This is a genomic window from Pseudoclavibacter sp. Z016, from assembly GCF_002931215.1.
Taxonomy (GTDB): domain Bacteria; phylum Actinomycetota; class Actinomycetes; order Actinomycetales; family Microbacteriaceae; genus Pseudoclavibacter.
The window spans coordinates 951,356-976,029 of the sequence record NZ_PSTU01000011.1 but is presented as its reverse complement, the minus strand read 5'-3'; the positions used below and the strand labels follow the sequence as shown (position 1 = coordinate 976,029).

Below are 24,674 nucleotides of genomic sequence, written 5' to 3'. Positions count from 1 at the left end.
AATCGTATAACGCATGCTAGCACGGGGGCGGAGATCCGCAATGGCGGTGTGGAGCAACGACGCAGGACATCGGTGCGTGATCGAGCCGCGCACGACGCCACCCGCGGATCATCCGGGTGGCGTCGTGCGTGAGCTGCAGTGCTGTCGCGCTGCGCGGGTTACGCGGAGAGCCGCGGGTAGTCGGTGTAGCCGACCGCCCCTTCGCCGTAGAAGGTCGCCGGGTTCGGCTCGTTTTCGGGGTGGTCGCCCTGCCAGCGCTCGACGAGGTCGGGGTTCGCGATCGCGAGGCGGCCGACGGCCACCGCATCCGCGTTGCCCTGGCCGACGAGGTTGAGGGCCTCCTCGCGGGTCGTGACGCTGCTGAAGCCGCTGTTCGCGATGAAGGCGCCCCCGAAGCGGGCCCGCAGGTCCTGCACCAGCGCGCCTTCCGGGTCGGCGTGCAGCACGCTCAGGTACGCGAGGCCGAGTGGGGCGAGGCCATCGGCCACCGCGTCGTAGGTTGCGCGCACGTCAGTCTCGTCCGTCTCGACGACGTCCTGGATGTTGTGGGCGGGCGACAGGCGCACGCCGACGCGTCCCGCGCCGATCGCCTCCGCGACGGCTGCCGTCACCTCGACGACGAACCGGGCGCGGGCCGCAGGCGAGCCGCCGTACTCGTCGGTGCGCTGGTTCGATACGGGCGAGAGGAACTCGTGCAGGAGGTAGCCGTTCGCGCCGTGGATCTCGACGCCGTCGAGGCCGGCCTCGATGGCGCGCCTGGCGGCATCCACGAACTCCTCGCGGACCTCGGCGAGCTCAGCCGTCGTGAGTGCGTGCGGAACCGGGTAGGGGAGCTTCCCGTTCGGGGTGCGCACCTCGCCGTCGATCGCGATGGCGCTCGGAGCGACGATCCGGTCGGTGCCCGTGATCTCGGTGTGCGAGACGCGGCCGCCATTCATGAGCTGCATCACGATGCGCCCGCCGCGGGCGTGCACGGCCTCGGCGACTCGGCGCCAGCCCTCGGCCTGTTCGGGGGTGACGATGCCGGGCTGGCCCGGGTAGGCGCGCGACTCGGCGCTCGGGTAGGTGCCCTCGGTGATGATCAGGCCAAGGCTCGCGCGCTGCGCGTAGTGCTCCGCGACGAGCTCACCCGGCACGCCTGCAGCGTCTGCGCGGGTGCGGGTCAGTGGCGCCATGACGACACGGTTGGCGAGCTCGATGTCGCCGAGAGTCAAGGGGGAGAAGAGGTCCACTGGGACTGCCTTTCGGATCGCGGGACCCGCTCATGCGCGGCCCCACAGATCGAACAGCGGCCCGCCCGCTCGCATTCCGTGCGGGCGTGTTGCGCGCTCAGGCGGCCCGCGTTAAGGGAGTCCTCGTTCGGGGAGCTCCTCGTTCAGAGGTCGAGGATGCTGCCCCTCACGGAGCTGAGGGCGTGCTGCACGGCGCCGATCGACACGACACCGGCACCGAGCTCTGAGCGCACGAGTTGCGGCACGGGCAGGTGCAGGAGCGCGGGGAGTTCCTCCCGGGCCGCCGCGATGATGCCGTCGGCACCCGGCGCGACGCCTCCCGCGATGATGACCCGCTCGGGGTCGAAGAGGCTTGCGACGAGGCCGACGATGCGGGCCAGCACTCCGCCGACTTCCGTGACGACCCGACGAGCGTCCGGGTCTCCGTCCCTGGCCGCTTCGAGCACGAGCTTGCCGTCGATCTGCTCCGGCCCCACCCGCAGGAGTGCGCTCCCGGGCAGCACGTTCCCGTCGGCGACGGCCGCCCTGGCGAGCCGCGCCGCGCGCAGCCCGAGGCCGTCGACGCCTCCCGCGCCGACCACGAGGTCGAGGCCGAGCATCTCGCCGACCCCGCCGTGGGCGCCACGGAGCAGTCGCCCATCGACGACGATGCCCGCACCGAAGCGTTCGCCGCTCAGGAAGGTCACGAAGTCGCTGCTCCCGACGCCTCCACCCACGCTGCCCTCCGCGACGGCGGCGAGCAGGGCGTCGTTCTCGACGCGGATGATCGGGATCTGCTCCTCGAAGACCGTCACGAAGTCCGGGTTGGTGCGCTGCCAGAACCTGTCGACGTGCGTGGGGGAGGTGCCGCGCGCGTCGACGGGCGCTGGGACGCCGATGCAGATCGCCGCGACCTCCTCGAAGGCGTGCCCGGTCACGCCGAGCTGGTCGGTGACGACCCGGCGCAGGAGATCCCGCCTCGTCTCGGGGGAGTCGGCCTCCGGGTCGACCTCGACCTGGCCGGTGCTGATCGTCGAGCCGCGCAGGTTCGACACGGTCGTCGTCAGATGCTCGCGTCCGGCGTCGACGCCGACGACGACTCCCGCGTCCGCCGCGAACTCGAAGCGGCGCGCGGGTCGCCCCTTCTGATAGCTGCCGTCCTGTCGCGAGTTGGGGAGCTCGGTGATGAGCCCACACGAGGCGAGCTCGTCGAGGAGGTCGATGATGGTCGACCTCGTGAGGCCGATGCTCATGGCATCCGTCGCGGTGAATGCCTCGGAGCTCCAGGCGTACTCGAGCAGCAGCTGCAGGTTGGTGCGCTTCAGGGGAGGTGGGGTGCTGGGAAGGCTGAACACGGTGTTGACCTTTCGCTGGCCGTGGGTTTACATTACCTCCAGCAGTAAATTTAGACACAAAATTTAGTGTTCGTTTCAATGTCTGGCCAGCGTCCGCAGCGGCCAGCTCAGCCCAAGGGACAACGACGTGCCAACACCTTCGAAACGCTTCCGGCCCCGCGCCCTGCTGCGTGCGCTTGTCGCCGCGCTCGTGATCGCGCTCGCCGGCTCAGGACTCGCAGCCTGCACCAGCACAGGGCCCACCGAGGTGCGCTTCTTCCTCAGCAAGCCGGAAGCCATCCCGTACTTCCGAGAGCTCATCCAGGACTACAACTCCTCGCAGAGCGAGGTGCGAGTCGTCCTCGACACCTCCTCCAACCTGCAGGCCGGGTTCCTTCGCGGCAACCCGCCGGACCTGGGGCTCCTCAACTACAACATGGAGATGGCCCGCTTCATGGAACGCGGCGCGCTCTCAGACCTGTCCGACCTGCCCGAGGCCGACCGCATCCTCCCGGAGATCCAGGGCCTCGTCGACCAGTACGCCAGCTACCCGGGGCGCACGAGCGTGCTGCCCTACTCCGTCATGGCCGCATCCGTCATCTACAACAAGGACATCTTCGAGGAGCAGGGCCTCGAGGTGCCGACCACCTACAGCGAGCTCATCGAGGTCTGCGATCAGCTCAAGTCGGCCGGCATCGACCCGTTCTACGCCACCTTCAAGGACCCGTGGACGGTGAGCCAGGGATGGTTCGACTACACGGTGGGCGGCTCCATCGACGTCGCGGGCTTCTACGACGAGCTCAACGAGCTCGGCACCGACGTCGGACCGGACTCGCCCGTCTCGTTCGAGTCGACCATGACCGACCCGGTCACGCGGATGACGGAGCTCGCCAGCACCTACACGAACGCGGATGCGGGCAGCCGGGGCTACGGCGACGGCAACGTGGCCTTCGCCGAGGGCAAGGCGGCCATGTACCTCCAGGGTCCATGGGCGCTCGGCGAGATCGCCAAGACCAACCCGGACGCGAACCTCGGCATGTTCCCCCTCCCGATGACGGAGAACGCCGACGACCGCGAGGTGCGCGTCAACATCGACCTCGCAGCCTGGATACCGGAGGCCTCAAAGCACAAGGAGGAAGCGCGCGAGTTCCTCCAGTACCTCTTCCAGCCGGAGGTCATCAACGCCTACAACGCGGCCCAGCTCGGCTTCGGCACGACCGTCGACGCCGACCCGGTCACCGACCCGCGGCTCGTCGAACTCCAGCCCTACTACGAGAACGCCGCCTTCTATCAGGGGCCGTCGAAGGCGATCCCGCTGACGATCCCCACCGAGAACTACATGCAGGGACTCGTCACCGGGGGAGCGAGCGTCGACTCGACGCTCAGCACGCTCGACGCCGACTGGGCCCGCCTCGCGCTGCGCCAATGACGGCCAGCCCAACTCGATCAAGAACCGGACCGGAGACACCAATGTCGACCACCATCGAGGCAACCACCACGGAGGCGATCCGCACCGAGGAAGCCGCCCGCGAAGGCAAGAAGATCAGGCCGAGAAGCTCACGTCGCATCGACCGCGTCCACTACCTCTTCCTCGTCCCGACGCTCGTGCTCTTCACGATCGCCATCACCATCCCCGCCGTCATCGGCATCTTCTTCAGCTTCACGAACTCCATCGGCTTCGGCGAATGGAACTTCGTCGGCATCACCAACTACATCGCCATGTTCGGCGACCCCGCCATCTGGCAGAGCTACGGGTTCACGATGGGCTTCGCGGCCGTCACGGTGATCCTCGTCAACGTGCTCGCGTTCCTCCTCGCGATCGGCCTCGTCGCGCGCATCCGCCTCAAAGCTCCGCTGCGCACCGTGTTCGTGATCCCCATGGTCATCTCGGGCATCGTCATCGCGTTCGTGTTCAACTTCCTGTTCTCCAACGCCGTGCCGGCACTCGGGCAGAGCCTGAACATCCCGTGGCTGTCCGAGAGCATCCTCGCGAACCCGAACCTCGCTTGGATCGGCATCGTCATCGTGACGGCTTGGCAGGCGATCCCCGGCACGCTGCTCATCTACATCGCCGGTCTCCTCGCGGTCCCCGGCGACGTCTACGAGGCGGCCGACCTCGATGGGGCCTCGAAATGGCAGCAGATGCTGCAGATCACGCTGCCGCTCGTCGCCGGCTACGTCGTCATCAACGTGATCCTCGGCTTCAAGAACTTCCTCAACGCCTACGACATCATCGTCGGCCTCACGGACGGCGGCCCGGGCACGTCGACCAGAAGCATCGCCATGACGATCTTCACCGGCTTCAGCGGCGGCGACTACGCCTACCAGATGGCCAACGCGACGTTCTTCTTCGTCCTCGTCGTCGTCATCTCCCTCCTACAGCTCCGCCTCACCCAGGGAAAGAACCAACTCTGATGGCACTTCAACAGCCCATCGTCAGCCGCGCACGAGTGGCCCCCGCGAGCAGGAACCGTGGCGGACGAGGTCGATGGTCGACGACGATCATCCTGCTCCTCTGCGCCGTGACCGTGCTCATCCCGCTCTACGTGACCGTGGTGACCGCCTTCAAGACCACCTCTCAGGCCGTCAGCGGCAACGTGTTCGCGCTGCCTGCGCCCTTCAGCTTCGACGGATTCGTCGAGGCTTGGAACCTCACCAACTTCCCGCAGGCGTTCAGCGTCTCCGTGTTCATCACGGCGGGCACCGTCGCGGGCGTCATCCTGCTCGCGGCTCTCGCCTCGTACGCCATCACGCGCAACTGGAACAACCGGTTCTTCCGGGGCTCCTTCTACTACCTGCTGGCGGCGATGTTCCTGCCCTTCCCGGCTGTCGCCCTCCCGCAGATCCAGATGAGCGGACTCTTCGGGCTCGACAACCCGGTCGGCGTCATCATCCTCCACGTCATGTTCCAGCTCAGCTTCTCGATCCTGCTCTTCACCGCGTTCCTGAGGTCGATCCCGGGCGAGCTCGAGGAGAGCGCCCGCATCGACGGCGCCAGCACGTGGCAGACGTTCTGGCGGGTCATCTTCCCGCTCCTCGCCCCGATGAGCGCGACGGTCGGCATCTTCGCCTTCCTCGCCTCCTGGAACGACTTCATGATGCCGTCGCTCATCATCTCCGACCCGGCGATGCAGACCCTGCCCGTGGTGCAGAAGATCTTCCAGACCCAGTTCAGCAACAACTACAACGTGTCCTTCGCCTCCTACCTGATGGCGATGGCGCCGGCGCTCATCGCCTACCTGTTCACGCAGCGGTGGGTCATGGAGGGCGTCACGCAGGGCGCCGTCAAGGGATGACCGCTTCGCGGACGCTGCACGCGCTTCCACAGGAGCATCTCGCACCCACCGCGAGTCCTCTCGAACCCAGAACCCTCTCTCAGTCACAGACCACCAACAACCCGAGGAATACCCAACTATGAGCTCGACCTTCTCCGCAGAGACCGACGTCCTCACCCGCGCCCGCCCGCAGGACGCCAACTGGTGGCGTCAGGCGGCGGTCTACCAGATCTATCCGCGCAGCTTCGCGGACGCCAACGGCGACGGGCTCGGCGACCTGCCGGGCATCACCGCGAAGGTGCCGTACCTGCAGGCGCTTGGCATCGACGCCGTCTGGCTCAGCCCCTTCTATCCGTCTGAGCTCGCCGACGGCGGCTACGACGTTGCCGACTACCGCAACGTGGATCCCCGCCTGGGCACGCTCGAGGACTTCGACCGCATGGTCGCGGCCCTGCACGGGGCCGGGATCCGCGTGATCGTGGACATCGTCCCGAACCACTCGTCCGACCAGCACGAGTGGTTCCAGGCGGCTCTTGCCGCTGGGCCGGGCTCCCCGGAGCGCGACCGCTACATCTTCCGCGACGGCAATGGGCCGGACGGGGCGGAGGCGCCCACGGATTGGGAGTCGGTGTTCGGCGGACCGGCTTGGCATCGTGTCGAGGACGGCCAGTGGTACTTCCACAACTTCGCGGTCGAGCAGCCCGACTTCAACTGGGCGAACCCCGAGGTGCGGGCCGATTTCCTGCACACCCTGCGGTTCTGGTCAGACCGAGGTGTTGATGGCTTCCGCATCGACGTCGCCCACATGCTGACGAAGGACCTCAGCGGCGAGCTGCCGTCGAAGGCGGTGCTCGACGCGTTGCCCTTCGACGGCAATCACCCCATCATCGACCGCGACGACGTGCACGAGGTCTACGCCGAGTGGCGCAAGGTCTTCAACTCGTACGACCCACCGCGGACGGCCGTCGCCGAGGCTTGGGTCGAGCGTGATCGCCGCCCGCGCTACGCGAGCCCGGAGGGGCTCGGGCAGGCCTTCAACTTCGATCTCCTCGAGGCCGACTTCGATGCCCGCCAGTTCTCGAGCATCGTGACCGACAACCTCGAGCTCGCCGAGCGCTCTGGGTCGTCGACCACGTGGGTGCTGTCGAACCACGACGTGGTGCGTCACGCGACGCGCTACGGACTCCCGCATCCGGAGCGCAGCGAGAAGGGGCACCCGGTCGTGAAGCACGGCTCTGAGTGGCTGCTCTCGGGTGGCGAGCACCCTGTGCTCGACGCGGAGGGTGGGCTGCGTCGGGCGCGCGCGGCGACGCTGTTCACGCTCGGGCTGCCCGGTTCTGCGTACCTGTACCAGGGTGAGGAGCTCGGGCTCCACGAGGTCGCCGACATCCCGGACTCGGACCGCCAGGACCCCACCTTCTTCCGCAACCCCGGCGTCGACATCGGCCGCGACGGGTGCCGTGTTCCTCTGCCTTGGGTTGCCGAGGGTCGATCGTTCGGGTTCGGGGAAGCGGATGCGCACCTTCCCCAGCCCGGATGGTTCGGCGCGTCGGCCGTCGAGCTCCAGGAAGAGGACGCCGGTTCGGCGCTTGCGCTCTACCGGAAGGCCCTCGCGCTGCGGCACGAGCTGCAGAGCGGGGAGCAGCTCGAGTGGCTGCCGAGCGGGAGCGCGGACGTGCTTCGCTTCGCCCGCCCGAACGGCTGGGAGATCGTGACGAACTTCGGGTCCGAGCCGTTCGACCTGGGCGCTGACGTCGAGGTGCTGCTGCGCAGCGACCTCGACAGCGGCACAGACTTGGCGGGCGAGACGACCGCGTGGGTGCGTCGCCCGGCCTAGTCGGGGCTCGGTAGCCGGAGCCCGTCGGCGACCAACGGTAGGCGGCGGGAAGTGTGAAGTAGCAAGAAGGAGAGAGCGAGCAGCGCGGAGCGACTCGCGACTCCCACTTGGGTGCGCCCTCGCTCGTCTCAGGAGCGAGGGCGCACCTCTGCGAGCGCGCCTCGTGGAGGCAGCGCGTCGCCCGCGGGTCGCGTCGCCCGGGGTCGCGTCGCCGAGTCAGAACGGTGGCGCGCTGGAGTTGGGGCCGAGCTGCGGCGGCGGGTCTTCTTCAGGGACCGAGCGCTCACTCGAGTTGGGCCCTGGGTGCTCGTCCGCTGGTCTGAAGAGTTGATCGGTGGGTCTGAAGGTGGGGCCGTGGGGTTCGGGGTGATCGATGTAGGTTTTTCCGCTTGGGGTGGTCCATTCGAGGGTGCCGCCGTCGTGTTGGGTGACGGTCCAGGCGGTGTGGTGCTTGATGATGTGGTGGTTTTTGCAGAAGTCGCTGAGGTTCCAGGTGGCGGTTGTGCCGCCGTATTGGTGGTCGATGGTGTGGTCGAGTTCGCAGTTCGTGGCGGGTTGGCGGCAGCCGATGAAGCGGCAGTGGATGTCGCGGGCTTTCAGGAAGGCGCGCATGGCCGCGGTGGGGGTGTAGGAGTCGACGGCTTGGAGTGCTCCGGTGATGGGGTGGGTGAGGAGGCGGATGAAGGCGGGTGCGGTCGCGGCGAGGTGTTTCGCGTCTTCGATGGGCATGGGGGACATGCCCTCGAGCAGCGCCGGTGCGCGGCGAGGACGGCCATCTCTGCCGGCTTCGGTCGGGCCTCCGCCTCCGCTGCCGTCCACGCCGGTGTCGGTGTGGGTGAGGAGTGTCGTGATGGGGATGCTGAGCTGCACGGTGGCTTGAATGCCCTTCGCGGCGCTCGAGATGGTGGGGTCGCTGGTGAGGAGCAGGTCCGCGATCACGTCGGACATGACCTGGTCGAGGGTGCGCTCATCCGGCGCGACCGTCTCACCTGTCTCGCCCGTTTCGGCGGTCTCGCCGGCCCGACCGGCTGTGCTGCTCTTGGGGGTGGTGTTGGTGGCTTGCTTGGGGCGGGCTCTGATGATGGCTTTGCTCTGCTTCCGCGCTCGGTCGCGGATCGCGTGCGCGACGAACGAGCTCATGAGCACCCGCAGGATGCTCATGCCGTCGCCGAGGTCCTCAACGCTCACGCGGCGCCGTTGCTTCGCGCGTTCGTGGCGTTGGTCGATGGACTCCCCGGTGAGCTCTTCCGCGACGCGCTCGGCCGCGTGCTGCAGCGCTGCCGGCGGGAGCGGCTCCCGGCGGCAGCGTTCCAGCATGAGCTGGACGAACTCGCCCCGCCGGTGGGTCTGCTCGGCCGGGTCGTCGTGGTTGACCTTCAGGCCGGTCTCGACGAGCTTGTGCACCTGCGCGGGGGTAGCAGCATTGCTCTCGAGCGCGAGGGCGAGGGCCGGGAACTCGCGCAGCGTCACGGATGCGGACGCGAGGTGTCCCTGGGCGGTGCCGGCGGCGAGCTTCACGAGCAGAGCGACCTCGTTCGCGATCGATCGCACGTGCATGGCCGATTCCGCGCATCCCTCAGCGACATCGAGGGCGTGCCCGAAGTCGTAGGCGGCGGCGTGGGCTCGCAGTTGCAGGGCGGCGCCGGCCGCGAGCATCGCCGCGGCTGCTTCCTCCATCGCGAGAATCTCGGACCGTCGAGCCGCGACAGAAGCCGGGTCCGAAGGGTCGAACCCCGGATCGGCCACGTCGTTGCTGCGGTGCTGTTGCATGGACCCAAGTATACCGGACCGGTCCGATTTTGGGGAGGGTCGTGCATAACTTTTGCGGGCTCCCGAAGCCACATGCGGGCGTTCACGGGAGGTATCCCCAGAAACGGCAGGCACTCAGCTTGGTCGATATTCGTAGCTGTGTGCGATTAGCCGCCCTGTGTGCACGTGAAATAGCATTCACAAAAGTCTAACGAGGCGGAAGCTGGTCCCGATGGGAATGCTCACGAAGGCACCGCGACCCGCCGACGCCCCGACCCGTGCCATCACGGGCGCGCGCGCCCACCTCGCGCGCCCACCTCCGTGCCTACTCCCGTGCCGGTTCAGCCAGCAGCTCTCGGAGCGCGGTCAGCATTCGCGGGGCCTGGAGGCCTCGTCCGCGAGGAGTGACTCTGAGAGCTCCCAGAGTCTGCGAGCGGCATCAGGGTCGACGGCGTGCGGGACGACGCCGTGCACGCCGTCGGTGACCTCCTCGACGAGCTGCGCCGGGTGGCAGTCCTCGTAGTAGGCCGGCGTGCCGGGTCCGAGCTCGGCGCGGGTTGCGACGTACACGGACGTCGCGGCGCCCTGCTCGGGTGTCTTGGTCGGGAAGCGTCGCTTCATGTCGGCGAGCACCTCGGGGTCCCAGTGTCGCTGCAGGTTCGTCCAGATCCCTCCGGGCATGAGCGCCGCGGCCGTGATGCCGCGGTCGGCCCAGCGCCGCGTCGCCTCGAGCGCGAAGAGCACGTTCGCGGTCTTCGACTGCCCGTATGCGAGTCCGGAGTCGTAGTCGTCCCTGACGAAGAAGGGGTCGTCGAAGCGGATGCCGCTCGAGGCGTGCCCGCTCGAGCTCACGACCACGACGCGCGCGTTCCCCGCCTCGGTGAGGGCGGGCAGCAGCGCATTGGCGAGCGCGAAGTGCCCGAGGTGGTTGACGGCGAACTGCAGCTCCCAGCCGCCCGGGGTTCTGAGCTCCGGGGTGTGCATGATGCCGGCGTTGTTCACGAGCAGGTGCAGGGGTCCGGTCCAGGCCTGGGCGAGCCTCTGCACGGTCGCGAGGTCGGCGAGGTCCAGGTGCTCGACGCGCACGTCCGGGTTGCTGGTGGATGCGCGAATGTCGGCCGCGGTGCGCTCGCCGGCGTCGAGGTCGCGGACGGCGAGCGTCACCGCCGCCCCCGCCGAGGCGAGCGCGCGGGCCGTCTCGACGCCGATGCCGGAGCTCGCGCCCGTCACGAGCGCGGTCCTGCCGGTGAGGTCGATACCCTCGATGACGTCGAGGGCCGTCGAGCTCGCATCGAACTGGGGCGTGCCGAACGCGGGCGTCGTCTGGGGTGTCATGACTCGTTCCTATCAGCGCGCCGTGACGAGACCCTGACCGTTTCGGAGTGCGCCCGTCAGTCGTCGGCGCGCGGAACGGCGACGACGCGGACGCTCCCGCCCGGGACGGTTTCGTCGGAGCTCACCGCCCTGTCGGCGAGGAGGTCGTGCCCGGCGATGCCCGCGCCCGCATCCAGCGCCCCGTGGTTGATCTGGAACACGTAGTCGGTGCCGTCGCCGTGGCGCACGACGGTCTCGAGGTCGCTGATCGGTGAGTATGGGGAGTCGGCGCTGTCGAGCACGGCCGTGACGAACCCGTCGAGGTCTGCACCGTCGAGCGCGGTGGAGAGGTACCAGGCGGTGCCCTCTCCGAAGCTGTTCCGGGTGATCGCCGGTCGGCCCGCGCCGGGCCCGTCGGCGAAGTCGGTGACGCTGTGTGCGCCCTGGAGCTCGATGTCGTCGCTCCAGACACGGCCTATCGATCCGTCGGCGAGCGTCGTCCGCTCCCCGGCGCGCAGGGGGAGGAACTCCTCGATGACAAGTCCGAGCACGTCGCGGAGCTGCCCCGGGTATGGGCCGGTCGGCACGTCGTCGTTGCTCGAGACGATGCCGGAGAAGTAGGAGAAGGCGAGCGTGCCGCCTCCTGAGGCGTAGTCGCGGAGGTTGGCGGCGGCGTCGTCCTCGATGAGGTACAGGGAGGGGGCGAACACGACGTCGTAACCGGTGACGTCGGCGGCGGGGTGGACGAAGTCGACCGTCACGCCGCGGCGCCAGAGTGCCGAGTAGAACGCTTCGACCCGTTCCCGGTGGTCGAGGTCGACGGACGGCCGCCAGTCGAGGTCCTGCGCCCAGAAGGAGGTCCAGTCCCAGGCGATCGCGACCCGAGCGTGCACTCGGGACCCGAGGATCGGGGCGAGGGCGGTCAGGTCGGCTCCGAGCGCGACGGACTCGCGCCACTTCCGCGATGCCTCGCCGGCCTGGGGGATGAGGGCGGAGTGGAACTTCTCTGCGCCCTTCTGTCCTGCCCGCACCTGGAAGAACAGCACCGCGTCGGCGCCACGGGCCGCGTGTGCGAGGCTGTTGCGCCGCATCTCGCCCGGGCGCTTGGCGATGTTGCGGGGCTGCCAGTTCACGGCGGAGGTCGAGTGCTCCATGAGGATCCACGGCTTGCCTCGGGCGAGTGAGCGTGTCAGGTCGGCGGCGCGTGAGAGCTGGATGTGGTTGTCGTCTTGCTCGGCGGTGAGGTAGTGGTCGTTGGCGACGATGTCGACCTCGTCGGCCCACTGCCACAGGTCGACGCTCGGGCAGATGCCTGCCATGAAGTTCGTGGTGATGGGCTGCGGGGCGTGCTCGCGGATCACGTCGCGTTCGGCCTTGAAGCACTCGAGCAGCGCCGCCGAGCTGAAGCGATGGAAGTCGAGGCGATGGGCGGGGTTGCTCGCCGTTCCCGAGGTGCGAGGGGCGTCGATCTCGTCCCAGGAACCGTAGCGCTGCCCCCAGAAGTTCGTGCCCCAGGCCGCGTTGAGGGTGTCGAGTGTGGCGTAGCGGTCCTGCAGCCAGGCGCGGAACGCGGTGACGGAGGCGTCGTCGTAGCTCTCCGTGATCGGGGCGCCGTACTCGTTGTGCACGTGCCAGAGCACGACTGCCGGGTGCTGCGCGTAGCGTTCTGCGAGCTTCGCCGCGATGGCCGTCGCTGCGAGGCGGTATTCCGGGGAGCTTGGGCTGACGATGCCGCGCGAGCCGAAGGCCAGGGGGGCGCCGTCGCGAGTGACGGCCCTCGTGTGCGGGTACTTCCGGTAGAACCAGGCGGGCGGGGAGGCGGTCGGCGTCGCGAGGTCGACGTCGATGCCGGCGGCGTGGAGCAGCCCGATGATCTCGTCGAGCACCGTGAAGTCGTAGACGCCCTCCTCTGGCTCGATGAGGGCCCACGAGAAGATGCCGATGCTGACGAGGTTGATGCCGGCGTCGCGCATGAGGCGGATGTCCTCGTCCCACACTTCACGAGGCCACTGCTCGGGGTTGTAGTCGCCGCCGAAGCGGATCTTCTGGGGGCCGGGCATCCACGTCGATGTGTTCACCCGAAAGAGCTTACGTCATCGTAAATGTTGCGCGCCATTGACTTACGAAAGTGAAAGTGGCTGAATCGGTGCATGACCGACGAATCGCGCCCCGCCTACGAGGCTGCCCCCGACCGGTACGAGCGGATGCGCTACAGCCGTTCCGGAAGGAGCGGGCTGAAGCTCCCAGAGCTCTCCCTCGGCCTCTGGCACAACTTCGGGCGGGAGCGGCCCCTCGAGACGCAGCGGGCGATCCTGCGCCGGGCGTTCGACCTCGGCATCACCCATTTCGACCTGGCGAACAACTACGGCCCGCCGCCCGGCTCAGCCGAGGAGAACTTCGGCCGGATCTTCGCGCAGGACCTCGCCGCCCACCGCGACGAGATCCTCGTCTCCTCGAAGGCGGGCTACGCCATGTGGTCGGGGCCATACGGAGAGTGGGGGTCGCGCAAGAGCGTGCTCGCCTCGCTCGACCAGTCGCTCGGCCGCCTGGGCCTCGACTACGTCGACATCTTCTACTCGCACCGATTCGACCCGGAGACGCCGCTCGAGGAGACGATGGGGGCACTCGCCACGGCGGTCGACTCCGGGCGGGCGCTGTACGTCGGCGTCTCGAACTACGACCCCGCCCAGACGCGCGAGGCGGCGCGCCTCCTCGCGGGACACGGCATCCCGCTCACCATCCACCAGCCCAGGTACTCGATGTTCGACCGCCACATCGAGCGGGGCTTGCTGCCCGTGCTGGATGAGGTCGGGGCCGGCGGGATCGTGTTCTCCCCGCTTGCGCAGGGGCTCCTCACCGACCGCTACCTCGGTGGTGACGTGCCGGAGACCTCGCGGGCCGCGACGTCCAGGTTCCTGTCTGCCGATGGAATCGACGCCGAGTACCTCGCCCGGGCCCGCGCGCTGAACGACATCGCGGCGGGGCGCGGGCAGACGCTGGCGCAGCTCGCGCTGAGCTGGGTGCTCCGGCACCCGCAGGTGACGAGCGCGCTCATCGGCGCGTCGAGCGTCGGGCAGCTCGAGCAGAACGTGGCCGCGCTGGAAGCGCCGGCGCTGACCGAGGCCGAGCTCGCCGCGATCGAGCCCTTCGCCGTGGATGGCTCCGTCTAGCGTCTGGCCGAACGCCGGGGCTCGCTTCAGCTGGCGTCGGCTGTCGTCCCGAAGAGCTCGCGTGCGAGCTTCGCGATGACACGGACCTTGGCGCTCGGCTTGACTTCGGAGAGGCGCACGAAGCAGACGTCGAGGGGCGCGACCTTCTCGGCGATCGGCACCGAGACGAGTTCGCCTCCGTCGTAGGTCTGCGGCATCTCCGGGCGGTGGTTGAGGATCGAGAACCCGTGCCCGCGCGCGACGAGCGAGCGAACGGTCTCGTAGCTCCTCGAGCTGTAGCGCACGGCGGGGTGCACGCCCGCGTCGGCCAGCATGCCGAGGAAGTAGTCGCGCGAGTGGGCGATGTCGAGGAGGATCAGGTCCTCCTCGGCGAGCTCCGCCAGCTTGATCCGCTTCCGCTGCGCGAGGTGATGGTCGACGGGCAGGATGATGTGCGGCGGCGACGCGTACAGGTGGTCGAACGTGAGGTCGTGCACCGCCCCGAAGTCGTAGGCGATCGCCCCCTCCACCGAGCCGTTGAGGAGGAGCTCGACCGTGCCGTCGACATCGGCCTCGATGATCTCGATCTGCAGCTCGGGGTGCTCCTCCTTGACCCGGGAGATGAGCCTGGGGAGCACGAAGGGGGCCAGCGTGACGAAGCAGGCGAGGCGCAGGGTCCCGCGCACGGAGGTGTGGTGACCGCGCACGTTGTCGGCGACCTCGTCGACTTGGGCGAGGAGCGGCTGCGCGTCGCGGAGCAGCTGCGTGCCCGCATCCGTCAGTGCGAGTCCCTTGCTGCGCTGGCGGATGAAGAGCTGCACGCCGAGCGACCGCTCGAGCTGGGCGATGGCGGTCGAGACGGCTGACTGCGCGACGTGCAGGTCGAGGGATGCCTCGGTCATCGACTGCTTGGTCGCGGCGGCGACGAAGTACTTTAGCTGGCTGAGGGTCATGTCGAAGCGGCTGGATCTGGCCATGCACGGATGGTATCTCGACTGATGATGTGAGCGACGCTCCAGTTCACTAATTCTGATGCCGTTCTGGGAGGCCGAGAAGCCCTCGTGGCCCGAGATTCCCGGCGACGACGGACCCACATCAAGAGATTCGATGGACTGCCTCGGCAACGCATATTTGCCGCCACTTCCGCGGTGGGGTTTGGTGGGAGTCACTCGGGGCGGACGACGTGGCCGCCCAGCGATCAGGTGCTTCCGGCTTCGGCCGGGGTGTGGCTCGCGAGCGAGTTTCTTCGCCAGCATGGAGGTTCGTATGTCGTTCCAGGAGACGGAAGTGCTCGTCGTGGGTGCCGGCCAGGCCGGAGTCGCGATGAGCGAGCACCTGACGAGACGTGGGGTGCCGCACCTCGTGATCGAGCGGGAGCGCGTCGCCGAGCGGTGGCGGACGGGCCGCTGGGATTCGCTCGTCGCCAACGGGCCGGCCTGGCACGACCGGTTCCCGTCGATGGAGATCGAGGGCGTCGCGCCTGACGCGTTCGCGACCAAGGACCAGATGGCCGACTACTTCGAGCAGTACGCGGAGCGCTTCGGCGCCCCGGTCCGCTGCGGAGTCGAGGTCACCGAGGTGCGCAGGCGCGAGGGCGTTCCCGGCTTCCACGTGCAGACGAGCGAAGGCCAGATCGATGCGCGCTACGTCGTGGCCGCCACCGGGCCATTCCAGCGGCCCGTGTTCCCGGCGATCGTGCCGGCCGAGACCGGCATCGAGCAGCTCCACTCGAGCGCGTACCGCAACCCGGAGCAGCTGGCCGACGGCGCGGTCCTCGTGGTCGGCGCAGGCTCCTCCGGCGTGCAGATCGCCGATGAGCTGCGCCGCTCCGGCCGGGAGGTCTTCCTCTCCGTCGGCCCCCACGACCGCCCGCCGCGTGCCTACCGGGATCGCGACTTCGTCTGGTGGCTCGGCGTGCTCGGCAAGTGGGAGGCCTCGGCGCCGCCTCGCGGCGCGGAGCATGTGACGATTGCCGTCAGCGGCGCGAGAGGCGGGCACACGGTCGACTTCCGTGCGCTCGCGGCGAGCGGCATCACGCTCGTGGGTCGCACGAACAGCTGCGAGGGCGGGGTCATCAGCTTCGGGCCGGACCTGGCCAAGAACATCGCCGACGGCGACGCCAACTACCTGTCCGTCCTCGACGAGGCGGATGCGTTCATCGCGCGCAACGGGATGGACCTCCCGGAGGAGCCGGAAGCGCGCGTCTTCGGTCCCATCCCGGAGTGCGTCGAGCATCCGCTCGCACAGCTCGACCTGGCTGAGGCAGGCATCACCTCGATCATCTGGGCGACCGGCTTCGCCGTCGACTACAGCTGGCTGCCGGTCGAGGCCGTGGACGAGCGCGGTCGCCCCAAGCAGCAGCGTGGCGTCTCGACGGAACCCGGCATCTACTTCCTCGGCCTGCCGTGGCAGTCCCGGCGCGGCTCGAGCTTCATCTGGGGCGTCTGGCACGACGCGAGCTACGTCGCCGACCAGATCATGATCCAGCGCGGCTACGCCGACTACCGCACGGAACCCAGTACCAGCAGCGCCCCCGTCCCCGCCTCGATCGGAGCTTCGCGATGACCACGCACACCCGCATCCGCCCCTTCAACACGAAGGTGACCTATCCCGAGCAGAACCTCGACAACGATCTCTGTCAGGCGGTCGTGGCCGGCGGAGTCGTCTACCTGCGCGGGCAGATCGGCCAGGACCTGGAGTCGCGCGAGTCCGTCGGGATCGGCGATGTCGAGGCGCAGGCGGAGAAGGCGATGGCGAACATCGCCATGCTGCTCGACGAGGCAGGCTCGTCGCTCGACGACATCGTGAAGGTGACCGTCTACATCATCGACCCGCGCTACCGGGAGCCCGTCTATCGCGTCATGGGACGGTGGCTGAAGGGTGTGCATCCCGTGTCGACCGGCATCGTGGTGAGCGCCCTCGCGCGCCCCGAGTGGCTCGTCGAGATCGACGCGACGGCCGTCATCAGCACGCCGGCGGACGGGGATGCCCAGTGACGTTCTCCATCGTGGCCAGAGACGAGACGGGAGCCCTCGGCTCCGCGATCTGCTCGTCGTCGCCTGCAGTGGCCGCGCGGTGCACGCACCTCGCCGATGGTGTCGGTGCCGTCAACTCGCAGAACGTGACCGACCCGAGGCTCGGACCGATCCTGCTCGAGGCGTTGCGCACGGGCGCGTCGGCTCAGGAGGCGCTCGACACCGTCACCGCGCAGACGGAGCACATCGAGTACCGGCAGCTGCTGGTCGTGGATGCGGCTGGCGGGTCGGCCGTCTACTCGGGCGGCCGGGCGCTCGGCATCTTCGGCGACAGCCAGGGCCAGGGGGTCGCCGCGGGCGGAAACATGCTCGCAGCGGCCACGATTCCAGACCTCATGGTGGCCGCCTTCGGCAGCGCCGCGGGCGAGCTGGAGGAGCGGCTGCTCGCTGCGTTGCGGGCGGCCATCGCGGCCGGCGGCGAGGCTGGGCCGGTGCACTCGGCGGGGCTCTCCGTGGTTCGGGCCGCTGGCTGGCGGGTGACCGACCTTCGCGTCGACTGGACGGACGCCGACCCAGTCGCCGAGCTTGGCGACCTCCTCGAGGTCTGGCTGCCGCAGCGCGACGACTACGTCTCCCGCGGCATCGACCCGACGGTGGCTCCTTCCTATGGGGTGCCCGGAGATGAGTGACCTCAGCATCGAGGACGCCAAGCGCCGCGCAGACGAGCGCGTCTCGGAGGCGGCGCCGTCGCTCATCGCGCTCTCCGAGCGACTGCACGCCAACCCGGAGACCGCGTGGCAGGAGCACCAGGCTGCCGCGTGGGTCGCGACGGCGCTGGAGGATGCGGGCTTCGCGGTGCAGCGCGCCTACCTCGGCTTCGCGACGGCCATCCTCGCCGAGTACGGCACGGGGCCGCTCAAGATCGGCATCATGGCCGAGTACGACGCCCTCCCGGGGCTCGGGCACGCGTGCGGCCACAACCTGATCGCGGCCTCCGCAGTCGGGGCGGGCCTCGCGCTCCTCCCGCTCGCCGAGGAGCTCGGCGTGACGGTGCGCGTCTACGGGACACCCGCGGAAGAGGGCGGCGGAGGAAAGATCGAGCTCATCGAGGCCGGAGCGTTCGCCGACCTCGACCTCGCGATCATGGTGCATCCTGCCCCCGTCGACGTCGCCGAGGCGAGGCCGTTCGCGGTCTCCCACAGCCACATCACCTACGAGGGGGTTTCGGCGCACGCCGCGGCGTATCCGGACGAGGGCGTCAACGCGAACGACGCGTTCCTCATCGCGCAGCTCGCGCTCGGGCTGCTCCGACAGCAGCTGCCCGCCGACACGCGCGTGCACGGTATCCAGACGGTCGGTGGGTTCGCGCCGAACGCGATCCCCGAGCACACGGAGGGGCGCTGGTACGTGCGCGCCAACACGCTCGAGGAGCTGCACCGGCTCGAGGAGCGCGTGAACCGCTGCTTCGAGGCGGGGGCGCTGGCGAGCGGCAGCACGCTGCGCATCGAGCCGGAGAGCAAGCCATACGCGGAGTTCCGGACCGACGAGAAGGCGCTGGCGGCGTACACGGCCAACGCGATCGCCCGCGGTCGGGTCTTCGCCGACCCGTCGACTGCCGGTCGCATGAACCGCGCCTCCACCGACATGGGCAACGTCTCGCAGCTCGTCCCCGCGATCCACCCGTACATCGGCGTCGACTCGCTGCCTTTCGCCAATCACCAGAAGGAGTTCGCAGCGGCCTGCGTCGGGCCCGCCGCCGAGCGTGCGCTGGTGGATGCGTCGGTGCTGATCGCCTGGACGGTCATCGATGTCGCGTCCGCCGCAGCATCCGCGTCCCGCTCGGACGGCCTCGGCGAGGGCTGACGCCCCGCCTCGCTCATGAGCACCATGGTGAGGGGCCTCCCGCGGACCGAGGGGCAACGACCGGGAGCCTCCTGGTGGGTGCACCACGCGGTCATGCTCGTCGCGATGATCCCGTGCCTCGTGAGTGCGCACGAGCCGATGCTGCACGTCGGGGGAGCGGTGCTGATCTACCTGCTCTGCATGGCGACCGCCCGTCGATGCCGGAGGGACGGCCAGCACCTGCCGGCCCTCGTGGACGAGCTGGCCATGCTCGCGCTGCTCGTGGCTGGCTTCCTCGCGGGCCACGCCGGCGAGGCGACCATGGCGTCGTCGCACCACGGGGGCCAGGGGAGCGTGCAGCTCGCGCACCTCATCGCCGCCGCGACGGCGTTCGCCTGGCTGACGGCACGCGGGCTGCTGTGGCGAGACCTCGCCATGGGTCCGCGGCTCGGGCAGGTGTCGTTCGCCGTCAACGCGACGATGGTGGCCTGGATGCTCGTGGCGACGCTCGCCGGGTGAGCCTGCCTGCGACAACGTCGGCATCGAAGATGCAGATGCAGTAGATCGAAATCGTGTGCTTGGTAGATGTGCCGACGTGACGCAGTGTGGATGCACCACCGACAGCGATGTCGCTCGGCCACGCGCGGGTCGACGACACCGCTGAGCATTCCAGAGCACGACCCGAGTGCCCCCGACGAATGGAGACGCAGATGGAAGAGCCCACCTCGATCGACTGGCACGCCCGCGCCCAGTCCCTCACGCCAGATGGGCGCCTCTTCATCGACGGCGTCCGCGCCCACGCGTCGGACGGCGCCGTCGTCTCCAGCATCAACCCCGCGACGGCCCAGGCGTTCGCCGCAGTCGCCGCCGGGACCACGCAGGACACCGAGCGAGCCGTCGCGACGGCCAGGGCCTCGTTCGAGGCCGGCACGTGGAGCGGCCTCGCCGCCGCCGACCGGGGCCTGATCATGCAGCGCTGGGCGGACCTCGTCGAGCTCCGCGCCGAGGAGTTCGCCCTCCTCGAGACCCTCGACATGGGCAAGCCGATCGGGCAGTCCATGACCGTGGATGTTCCCGGGTCCGTCGCGACCATCCGCTGGTACGCGGAACTCGCCGACAAGCTCGGCGACGAGGTGCCATCGACGCCCCCTGGCTCGACTGCCGTCGTCTCGCGCGTGCCGCTCGGCGTCGTCGCCGCCATCACGCCGTGGAACTACCCCATGGAGATCGCCTGCTGGAAGATCGCGCCCGCGCTCGCGGTCGGGAACAGCGTCGTCCTGAAGCCGGCCTCCGAGTCGTCGCTGACCGCGCTCCTGCTGGCGGAGCTCGCCGTCGAGGCAGGGGTGCCCGCCGGTGTCCTGAACGTCGTCACGGGCTCCGGCCGCGTGGTCGGCGAAGCCCTCGCACGGCACCGTGGCGTCGACGCCCTGACTTTCACCGGATCCACTGCGGTCTCGAAGCGACTGCTCGTGGCGTCCGGCGAGAGCAACATGAAGCGCCTCTCGCTCGAAGCTGGCGGCAAGAGCGCGAACCTCGTGTTCGCCGACGTCGAGTCGGTCGAGCTCGCCGCCGAGAAGGCGGCCTTCGGCGCCTTCTACAACCAGGGCGAGGTGTGCTCGGCGAACTCCCGCATCTACGTGCAGCGCCCCGTGCTCGACGCCTTCATCTCCGCCTTCCAGCTCGCCGCCAGCTCCTACGCTCCCGGGGATCCCCTCGACTGGTCGACCGGCGGCGGCGCGCTCGTGAACGAGTCCCACACGGACGACATCGAGCGTGCCGTGGATGCTGGACGCTCCGCTGGCGACATCCTCTTCGGCGGCGAGCGCATCGAGCGCGGAGCGTCGCGGGCGTTCTACGCGCCCACCGCGGTGGCAGGCCTCGACGCGAAGCACCCGCTGGTCGTCGACGAGCTCTTCGGGCCCGTCGCCACCATCATCGCCTTCGACGACGAGGACGACGCCGTCCGCCAGGCGAACGACTCCGCCTACGGCCTCGCGGCCTCGGTCTGGACCTCGAACTTCGCCAGGGCGCACCGTGTCGCCGACCGGCTCGTCGCAGGAACCGTCTCGGTCAACACCGTCGACGCGCTCGGCCTCACGACGCCGTTCGGCGGCTTCCGCGAGTCCGGGTTCGGGCGCGACCTGTCCCGCCACGCGATCGACAACTACGTCGGCCTCAAGACCACCTGGTTCCAGCACGGCTGAACCGCGTGCCGCACCCCGACCGCGCAACGGTCGAGTGGTGCTTCCGATCTCCGACGGGGAGAGTCCCCGTCGTTCCGCGCGAGGAGGCGCTCATGACCACAACAGAACCCCTGCACACCACGGGTCAGCGGGTGTCGCACCTCGACGAGGTCCGGCATCCGCTCGACCCGCTCACCGCCACCGAGATCGAGCGCGGCCGTTCCATCCTCGAGGCCGAAGGGCTCCTCACCGAGCAGAGCCGGTTCCCGAGCGTCATGCCCGTCGAGCCGGACAAGGAGTTCGTCCGCGGCTTCACCGAGGGCGGCCCGCTGCGCCGCCGCGTCGAGTACGTCGTGCTCGAGACGGACACGGGCGTCTCCACCGAATACGTCGTCGACCTGGACGCCGGCGTCATCGCATCCCGTGACGTGGTGGCAAGCGGGGAGTTCCCCTACGGGCAGCCCGCCTACCTCTTCGAGGAGTACGACCGCGCGATGGAGATCGCCAAGTCGAGCGAGGAATGGCAGGCCGCGATGCGCCGCCGCGGCCTCGAGGATCGCATCGAAGACGCGTTCTGCTCCCCGCTGGCCCCCGGCTACTTCGGCTACGAGGACGAGATCGGGCGACGGATGATCCGCTCCCTCACGTTCCTCCGCGACCACCCGGACGACGTCGCCTGGGCGCACCCCGTCGAGGGCCTGCTCGTGACGATCGACCTCACGACCGGGAAGGTCGTGAGCGTCTTCGACGAGGGCGACGTCGTCACCGCGGCGACCTCAGGGCGCTACGACGACGAGCACGTGGGGCCTGCGCGATCCACGCTCAAACCCATCGAGATCACGCAGCCGGAAGGCCCGAGCTTCGCCGTCGACGGCTCCCTCGTCGACTGGGAAGGGTGGCAGTTCCGCGTCGGCTTCAACGCGCGGGAAGGGCTCGTCCTCAACCAGCTCAGCTTCCTCGACGGCGAGGAGCGCCGACCGATCATGTACCGCGGCTCCGTTCCCGAGATGATCGTGCCCTACGGCGACACCTCCCGGAACCGGTACTGGATCAGCTACTTCGACGCCGGCGAGTACTACCTCGGCAAGAGCGCCAACTCGCTTGCGCTCGGCTGCGACTGCCTCGGCGTCATCCACTACTTCGACGGCATGAGCCACGACGACCACGGACACGCCATGCGCGTGCCCCAGGCGATCTGCATGCACGAGGAGGACGCGTCGATCCTCTACAAGCACACCGAGTTCGGCTACGGAACGGATGTGCGTCGGCAGCGGCGCCTCGTCATCTCCTACATCGCCACGGTCGGCAACTACGACTACGGCTTCTACTGGCACCTGTACCTCGACGGCACCATCGAGGTCGAGGCCAAGGCGACCGGGCTCGTGTTCAACGGCTCGGGAGTGCCGGGGGCGTCCGAGGCGCACCGGCTGGAGATCGCGCCGGGGCTGTTCGCGCCGGTGCACCAGCACATCTTCTGCGCGCGGCTCGACATGGAAGTCGACGGACCGGACAACTACGTCGACAGGTCGGAGGTGCGACGCATCCCGATGGGGGAGCAGAACCCCTATGGCAACGCCTTCACGTGGGCTCGCGAGCGGATCGAGACCGAGGGCGGCTTCGACGATGACCGCTCGGTGCGACGGACCTGGCACATCGGGTCGAACGCGCGCCGCAACGCGATCGGCAAGTCGACCGAGTACGAGCTGCTCGGCGAAGGGTGGCCGACGCTGCTCGCCGACCCCGAGTCGAGCGTCTACCAGCGAGCGACCTTCGCCGCCCACAACACGTGGGTCACGAAGTACCACGAGGACGAGCGCTGGCCGGCCGGCAAGTACCCGAACCAGCACGCGGGCGGCGCGGGGCTTCCCGCGTATGTCGACGATGCCGAGTCCGTCGACGGTGGAGACATCGTCGTCTGGCACTCCTTCGGTCCAACGCACCTGCCGCGCCCGGAGGACTTCCCGATCATGCCCGTCGACATCTACCGTCTCCAGCTGAAGCCGTACGGCTTCTTCGACCGCAACCCGGCGCTGGATGTGCCCGACTGGGCGACACGAGGGGCTGGCTCCTGCTGCTCGCACAGCGCGGAGCGCAGGTACGGTCGCATGCCCGCCGAGTAGGCCAGGAACGACTCGAAGGTGCGCCGCGCGGAGATCCGCGCGGCGCACCTTCGCGTGTGGGCCGAGAGCCGGGGCCGGCGCCGAGGGTCGGGGCGAACACCGAGAAGCGGCGCTGACACCGAGAATCGGGCCAGGAGCGAGTGCACTCGCTCCGGGCCCGATGTCCTTCTCCGTGCGGGGTTAGCTTTTGGCGACGGCCCCTGGAGCGGTGGAGTCCACCGCGACGGGCACGCTCACGAGGTCGCCATCGTCCCGCTTCGTCACCTTGACGAGCACCAGGTAGGCGACCGCGCTGACGACGAAGCCGACGATCCACGCGACATCCACGTTCCCGAGGGGAGCCGCGAGCGGGCCCGTGTAGAACGCGGAGATCATGAACGGTGCCTGCGCGAGAAGGCCGAGCGCGTAGGTGCCGAGGCCGACGGCGTTCCAGCGACCGTAGCGTCCGCCGTCGCGCTGGAAGAGCTCATCGACGGCGTACTCGCCCTTTCGGACGATGAAGTAGTCGACGAGGTTGATGGCGGACCAGGGGATGAGCACGTAGAGCAGGAGCGCGACGAAGCCCTGGAAGACGACCATGAAGTCGGAGTCGCCGGCCATCGCGCCCAACGTGGCGATGACGCCGCAGATGATCGTCGCCGTCACGCGGGTGCGGCTCGTGATCGTGATGCGGCTGAAGCTCGACTGCGCAGCGGTGAGCGCGCACATCACACCCGAGTACAGCTCGGCGGCGTTGATGACGGCGGCGGTCAGGCCGAAGATCAGCAGCACGACGATGCCGACGGGACCGAGCAGCTCGGCGAGCGCGCCGAGCGGGTTCTCCGGGTTGGCGGCGCCGAGCAGCACGCCGAGGACCATGACGAACACGCTGCTCAGGACGAGCCCGAGGTAGGTCGCCCAGAAGGCCGCCGCGGGGCCCGTCTTCTTGGGGAGATACCGGGAGTAGTCGGAGACGTAGGGAGCGTAGGCCAGCTGCCAGACGATGCCGATGGCGAGCATCCCGAAGAAGCCCTCCGTCGTGAAGCCGGCCTCGGCGCGCTGCGAGGTGACCGCCGGGTTCATGAGCAGCCCGACCATCGCGACGATGACGGCGACCGCGATGAGGGTCGAGAGCACCTTCATGATCTTCTGCAGCAGGTCGTAGCCGACGATCGCGATGACGATGCCGACGACGGCCAGCACGGGGATGGTCAGCGAGCCGGGGAGCCAGGGGAAGACGGCGACGAGGCTGTCCTTCGCGACCACGAGGATGCTCGCGAAGAAGCCGAGGAACATGAGCAGCGCGATGGCCGCCAGGAGGCTGCCGCCCAGGTAGCCGAACTGCGCACGGGCCTGGAGCATCTGCGGGATCCCGAGGTGCGGGCCCTGGGAGGCGTGGAGGGCCGCTCCGAACGCGCCGATGAGGTTGCCCGTCAGGATGGCGACGATGCTCCAGCCGATCGAGAGGCCGAATCCGCCGCTGGCGAGTGCCCCGGTGACGACGGTGAGGGGCAGCATGTTGATGCCGACCCAGATCGCGAAGAGCGACCAGACGGATCCGGTCCGCTCGTTCTCGGGGATGGGAAGGATGTGTCTGGTCTCGAATTGGACCACGGATGTTGCGGGTGTTTCGGGCATGGCGAACTCCAGGGGTCGGCGTCGTTGCCGCGTCGCAGTCCTGGCCTCAGATCTGGCGGAAGGAGTGC

At 69.0% G+C, this 24,674-nt stretch carries 19 protein-coding genes; 12 read left to right on the top strand and 7 right to left on the bottom strand.

Annotation, left to right across the window (positions count from 1 at the left end):
- Positions 1-158 precede the first annotated feature (158 nt).
- Positions 159-1,232: an alkene reductase gene (locus C5B99_RS10640; RefSeq protein WP_104241691.1), complete on the bottom strand. Its 1,074-nt coding sequence runs from the start codon at positions 1,230-1,232 to the stop codon at positions 159-161.
- A gap of 143 nt (positions 1,233-1,375) precedes the next feature.
- The gene (locus tag C5B99_RS10635; protein ID WP_258063144.1) at positions 1,376-2,566 is read right to left on the bottom strand and encodes an ROK family protein; all 1,191 of its coding nucleotides are present in this window, start codon (positions 2,564-2,566) and stop codon (positions 1,376-1,378) included.
- A 127-nt stretch (positions 2,567-2,693) separates the two neighbouring features.
- Here C5B99_RS10635 and C5B99_RS10630 point away from each other — a divergent pair, with 127 nt between their 5' ends.
- From C5B99_RS10630 to C5B99_RS10615, 4 genes are all read left to right on the top strand, one after another.
- Positions 2,694-3,974 (top strand): ABC transporter substrate-binding protein, encoded by a 1,281-nt coding sequence (locus C5B99_RS10630; protein WP_258063143.1) that lies wholly within the window; start codon positions 2,694-2,696, stop codon positions 3,972-3,974.
- 41 nt (positions 3,975-4,015) lie between these two features.
- On the top strand, positions 4,016-4,960 hold the full coding sequence (locus C5B99_RS10625; RefSeq protein WP_104241689.1) for a carbohydrate ABC transporter permease: 945 nt from the start codon (positions 4,016-4,018) through the stop codon (positions 4,958-4,960).
- The gene (locus tag C5B99_RS10620; protein WP_104241687.1) at positions 4,960-5,841 is read left to right on the top strand and encodes a carbohydrate ABC transporter permease; all 882 of its coding nucleotides are present in this window, start codon (positions 4,960-4,962) and stop codon (positions 5,839-5,841) included. Before C5B99_RS10625 ends, C5B99_RS10620 begins: the two co-directional genes overlap by 1 nt.
- Before the next feature lie 118 nt (positions 5,842-5,959).
- Positions 5,960-7,657: a glycoside hydrolase family 13 protein gene (locus tag C5B99_RS10615; protein WP_104241686.1), complete on the top strand. Its 1,698-nt coding sequence runs from the start codon at positions 5,960-5,962 to the stop codon at positions 7,655-7,657.
- 216 nt (positions 7,658-7,873) lie between these two features.
- On the opposite strand, the gene C5B99_RS10610 is transcribed toward C5B99_RS10615, so the two are convergent.
- From C5B99_RS10610 to C5B99_RS10600, 3 genes are all read right to left on the bottom strand, one after another.
- A complete protein-coding gene (locus C5B99_RS10610; RefSeq protein ID WP_146081983.1) occupies positions 7,874-9,427 on the bottom strand; it encodes an HNH endonuclease signature motif containing protein in 1,554 nt (517 codons plus the stop codon).
- Between the two features lie 345 nt (positions 9,428-9,772).
- Positions 9,773-10,741, bottom strand: coding sequence for an SDR family NAD(P)-dependent oxidoreductase (locus C5B99_RS10605; protein WP_104241684.1), 969 nt, complete (start codon positions 10,739-10,741; stop codon positions 9,773-9,775).
- 56 nt (positions 10,742-10,797) lie between these two features.
- Positions 10,798-12,780: a beta-galactosidase gene (locus C5B99_RS10600; protein WP_104242139.1), complete on the bottom strand. Its 1,983-nt coding sequence runs from the start codon at positions 12,778-12,780 to the stop codon at positions 10,798-10,800.
- A gap of 90 nt (positions 12,781-12,870) precedes the next feature.
- Between C5B99_RS10600 and C5B99_RS10595 the strand changes: the two genes are divergently transcribed.
- Positions 12,871-13,890: an aldo/keto reductase gene (locus C5B99_RS10595; RefSeq protein ID WP_104241683.1), complete on the top strand. Its 1,020-nt coding sequence runs from the start codon at positions 12,871-12,873 to the stop codon at positions 13,888-13,890.
- A gap of 26 nt (positions 13,891-13,916) precedes the next feature.
- On the opposite strand, the gene C5B99_RS10590 is transcribed toward C5B99_RS10595, so the two are convergent.
- The gene (locus C5B99_RS10590; RefSeq protein WP_258063142.1) at positions 13,917-14,846 is read right to left on the bottom strand and encodes a LysR substrate-binding domain-containing protein; all 930 of its coding nucleotides are present in this window, start codon (positions 14,844-14,846) and stop codon (positions 13,917-13,919) included.
- Positions 14,847-15,135: 289 nt separating this feature from the next.
- On the opposite strand from C5B99_RS10590, the gene C5B99_RS10585 reads away from it, so the two are divergent.
- The 7 genes from C5B99_RS10585 to C5B99_RS10555 all read left to right on the top strand — a co-directional run bounded on the left by C5B99_RS10585 (position 15,136) and on the right by C5B99_RS10555 (position 22,989).
- Positions 15,136-16,434, top strand: a complete 1,299-nt coding sequence (locus C5B99_RS10585) for an NAD(P)/FAD-dependent oxidoreductase (protein ID WP_104241682.1) — start codon at positions 15,136-15,138, stop codon at positions 16,432-16,434.
- Positions 16,431-16,865: a RidA family protein gene (locus C5B99_RS10580; protein WP_104241681.1), complete on the top strand. Its 435-nt coding sequence runs from the start codon at positions 16,431-16,433 to the stop codon at positions 16,863-16,865. Before C5B99_RS10585 ends, C5B99_RS10580 begins: the two co-directional genes overlap by 4 nt.
- Positions 16,862-17,533: a DUF1028 domain-containing protein gene (locus C5B99_RS10575; protein WP_104241680.1), complete on the top strand. Its 672-nt coding sequence runs from the start codon at positions 16,862-16,864 to the stop codon at positions 17,531-17,533. The genes C5B99_RS10580 and C5B99_RS10575 overlap by 4 nt, the downstream gene beginning before the upstream one ends.
- A complete protein-coding gene (locus tag C5B99_RS10570) occupies positions 17,526-18,707 on the top strand; it encodes a M20 family metallopeptidase (RefSeq protein WP_104241679.1) in 1,182 nt (393 codons plus the stop codon). The genes C5B99_RS10575 and C5B99_RS10570 overlap by 8 nt, the downstream gene beginning before the upstream one ends.
- Before the next feature lie 15 nt (positions 18,708-18,722).
- The gene (locus tag C5B99_RS10565) at positions 18,723-19,205 is read left to right on the top strand and encodes a hypothetical protein (RefSeq protein WP_146081982.1); all 483 of its coding nucleotides are present in this window, start codon (positions 18,723-18,725) and stop codon (positions 19,203-19,205) included.
- A 191-nt stretch (positions 19,206-19,396) separates the two neighbouring features.
- Entirely contained in the window at positions 19,397-20,890 is a 1,494-nt protein-coding gene (locus C5B99_RS10560) for an aldehyde dehydrogenase family protein (protein WP_104241677.1), read from the top strand.
- A gap of 92 nt (positions 20,891-20,982) precedes the next feature.
- Positions 20,983-22,989 (top strand): primary-amine oxidase, encoded by a 2,007-nt coding sequence (locus C5B99_RS10555; RefSeq protein ID WP_104241676.1) that lies wholly within the window; start codon positions 20,983-20,985, stop codon positions 22,987-22,989.
- Between the two features lie 180 nt (positions 22,990-23,169).
- Here C5B99_RS10555 and C5B99_RS10550 read toward each other — a convergent pair whose 3' ends face one another.
- A complete protein-coding gene (locus tag C5B99_RS10550; RefSeq protein ID WP_104241675.1) occupies positions 23,170-24,606 on the bottom strand; it encodes a cytosine permease in 1,437 nt (478 codons plus the stop codon).
- Between the last annotated feature and the right edge of the window lie 68 nt (positions 24,607-24,674).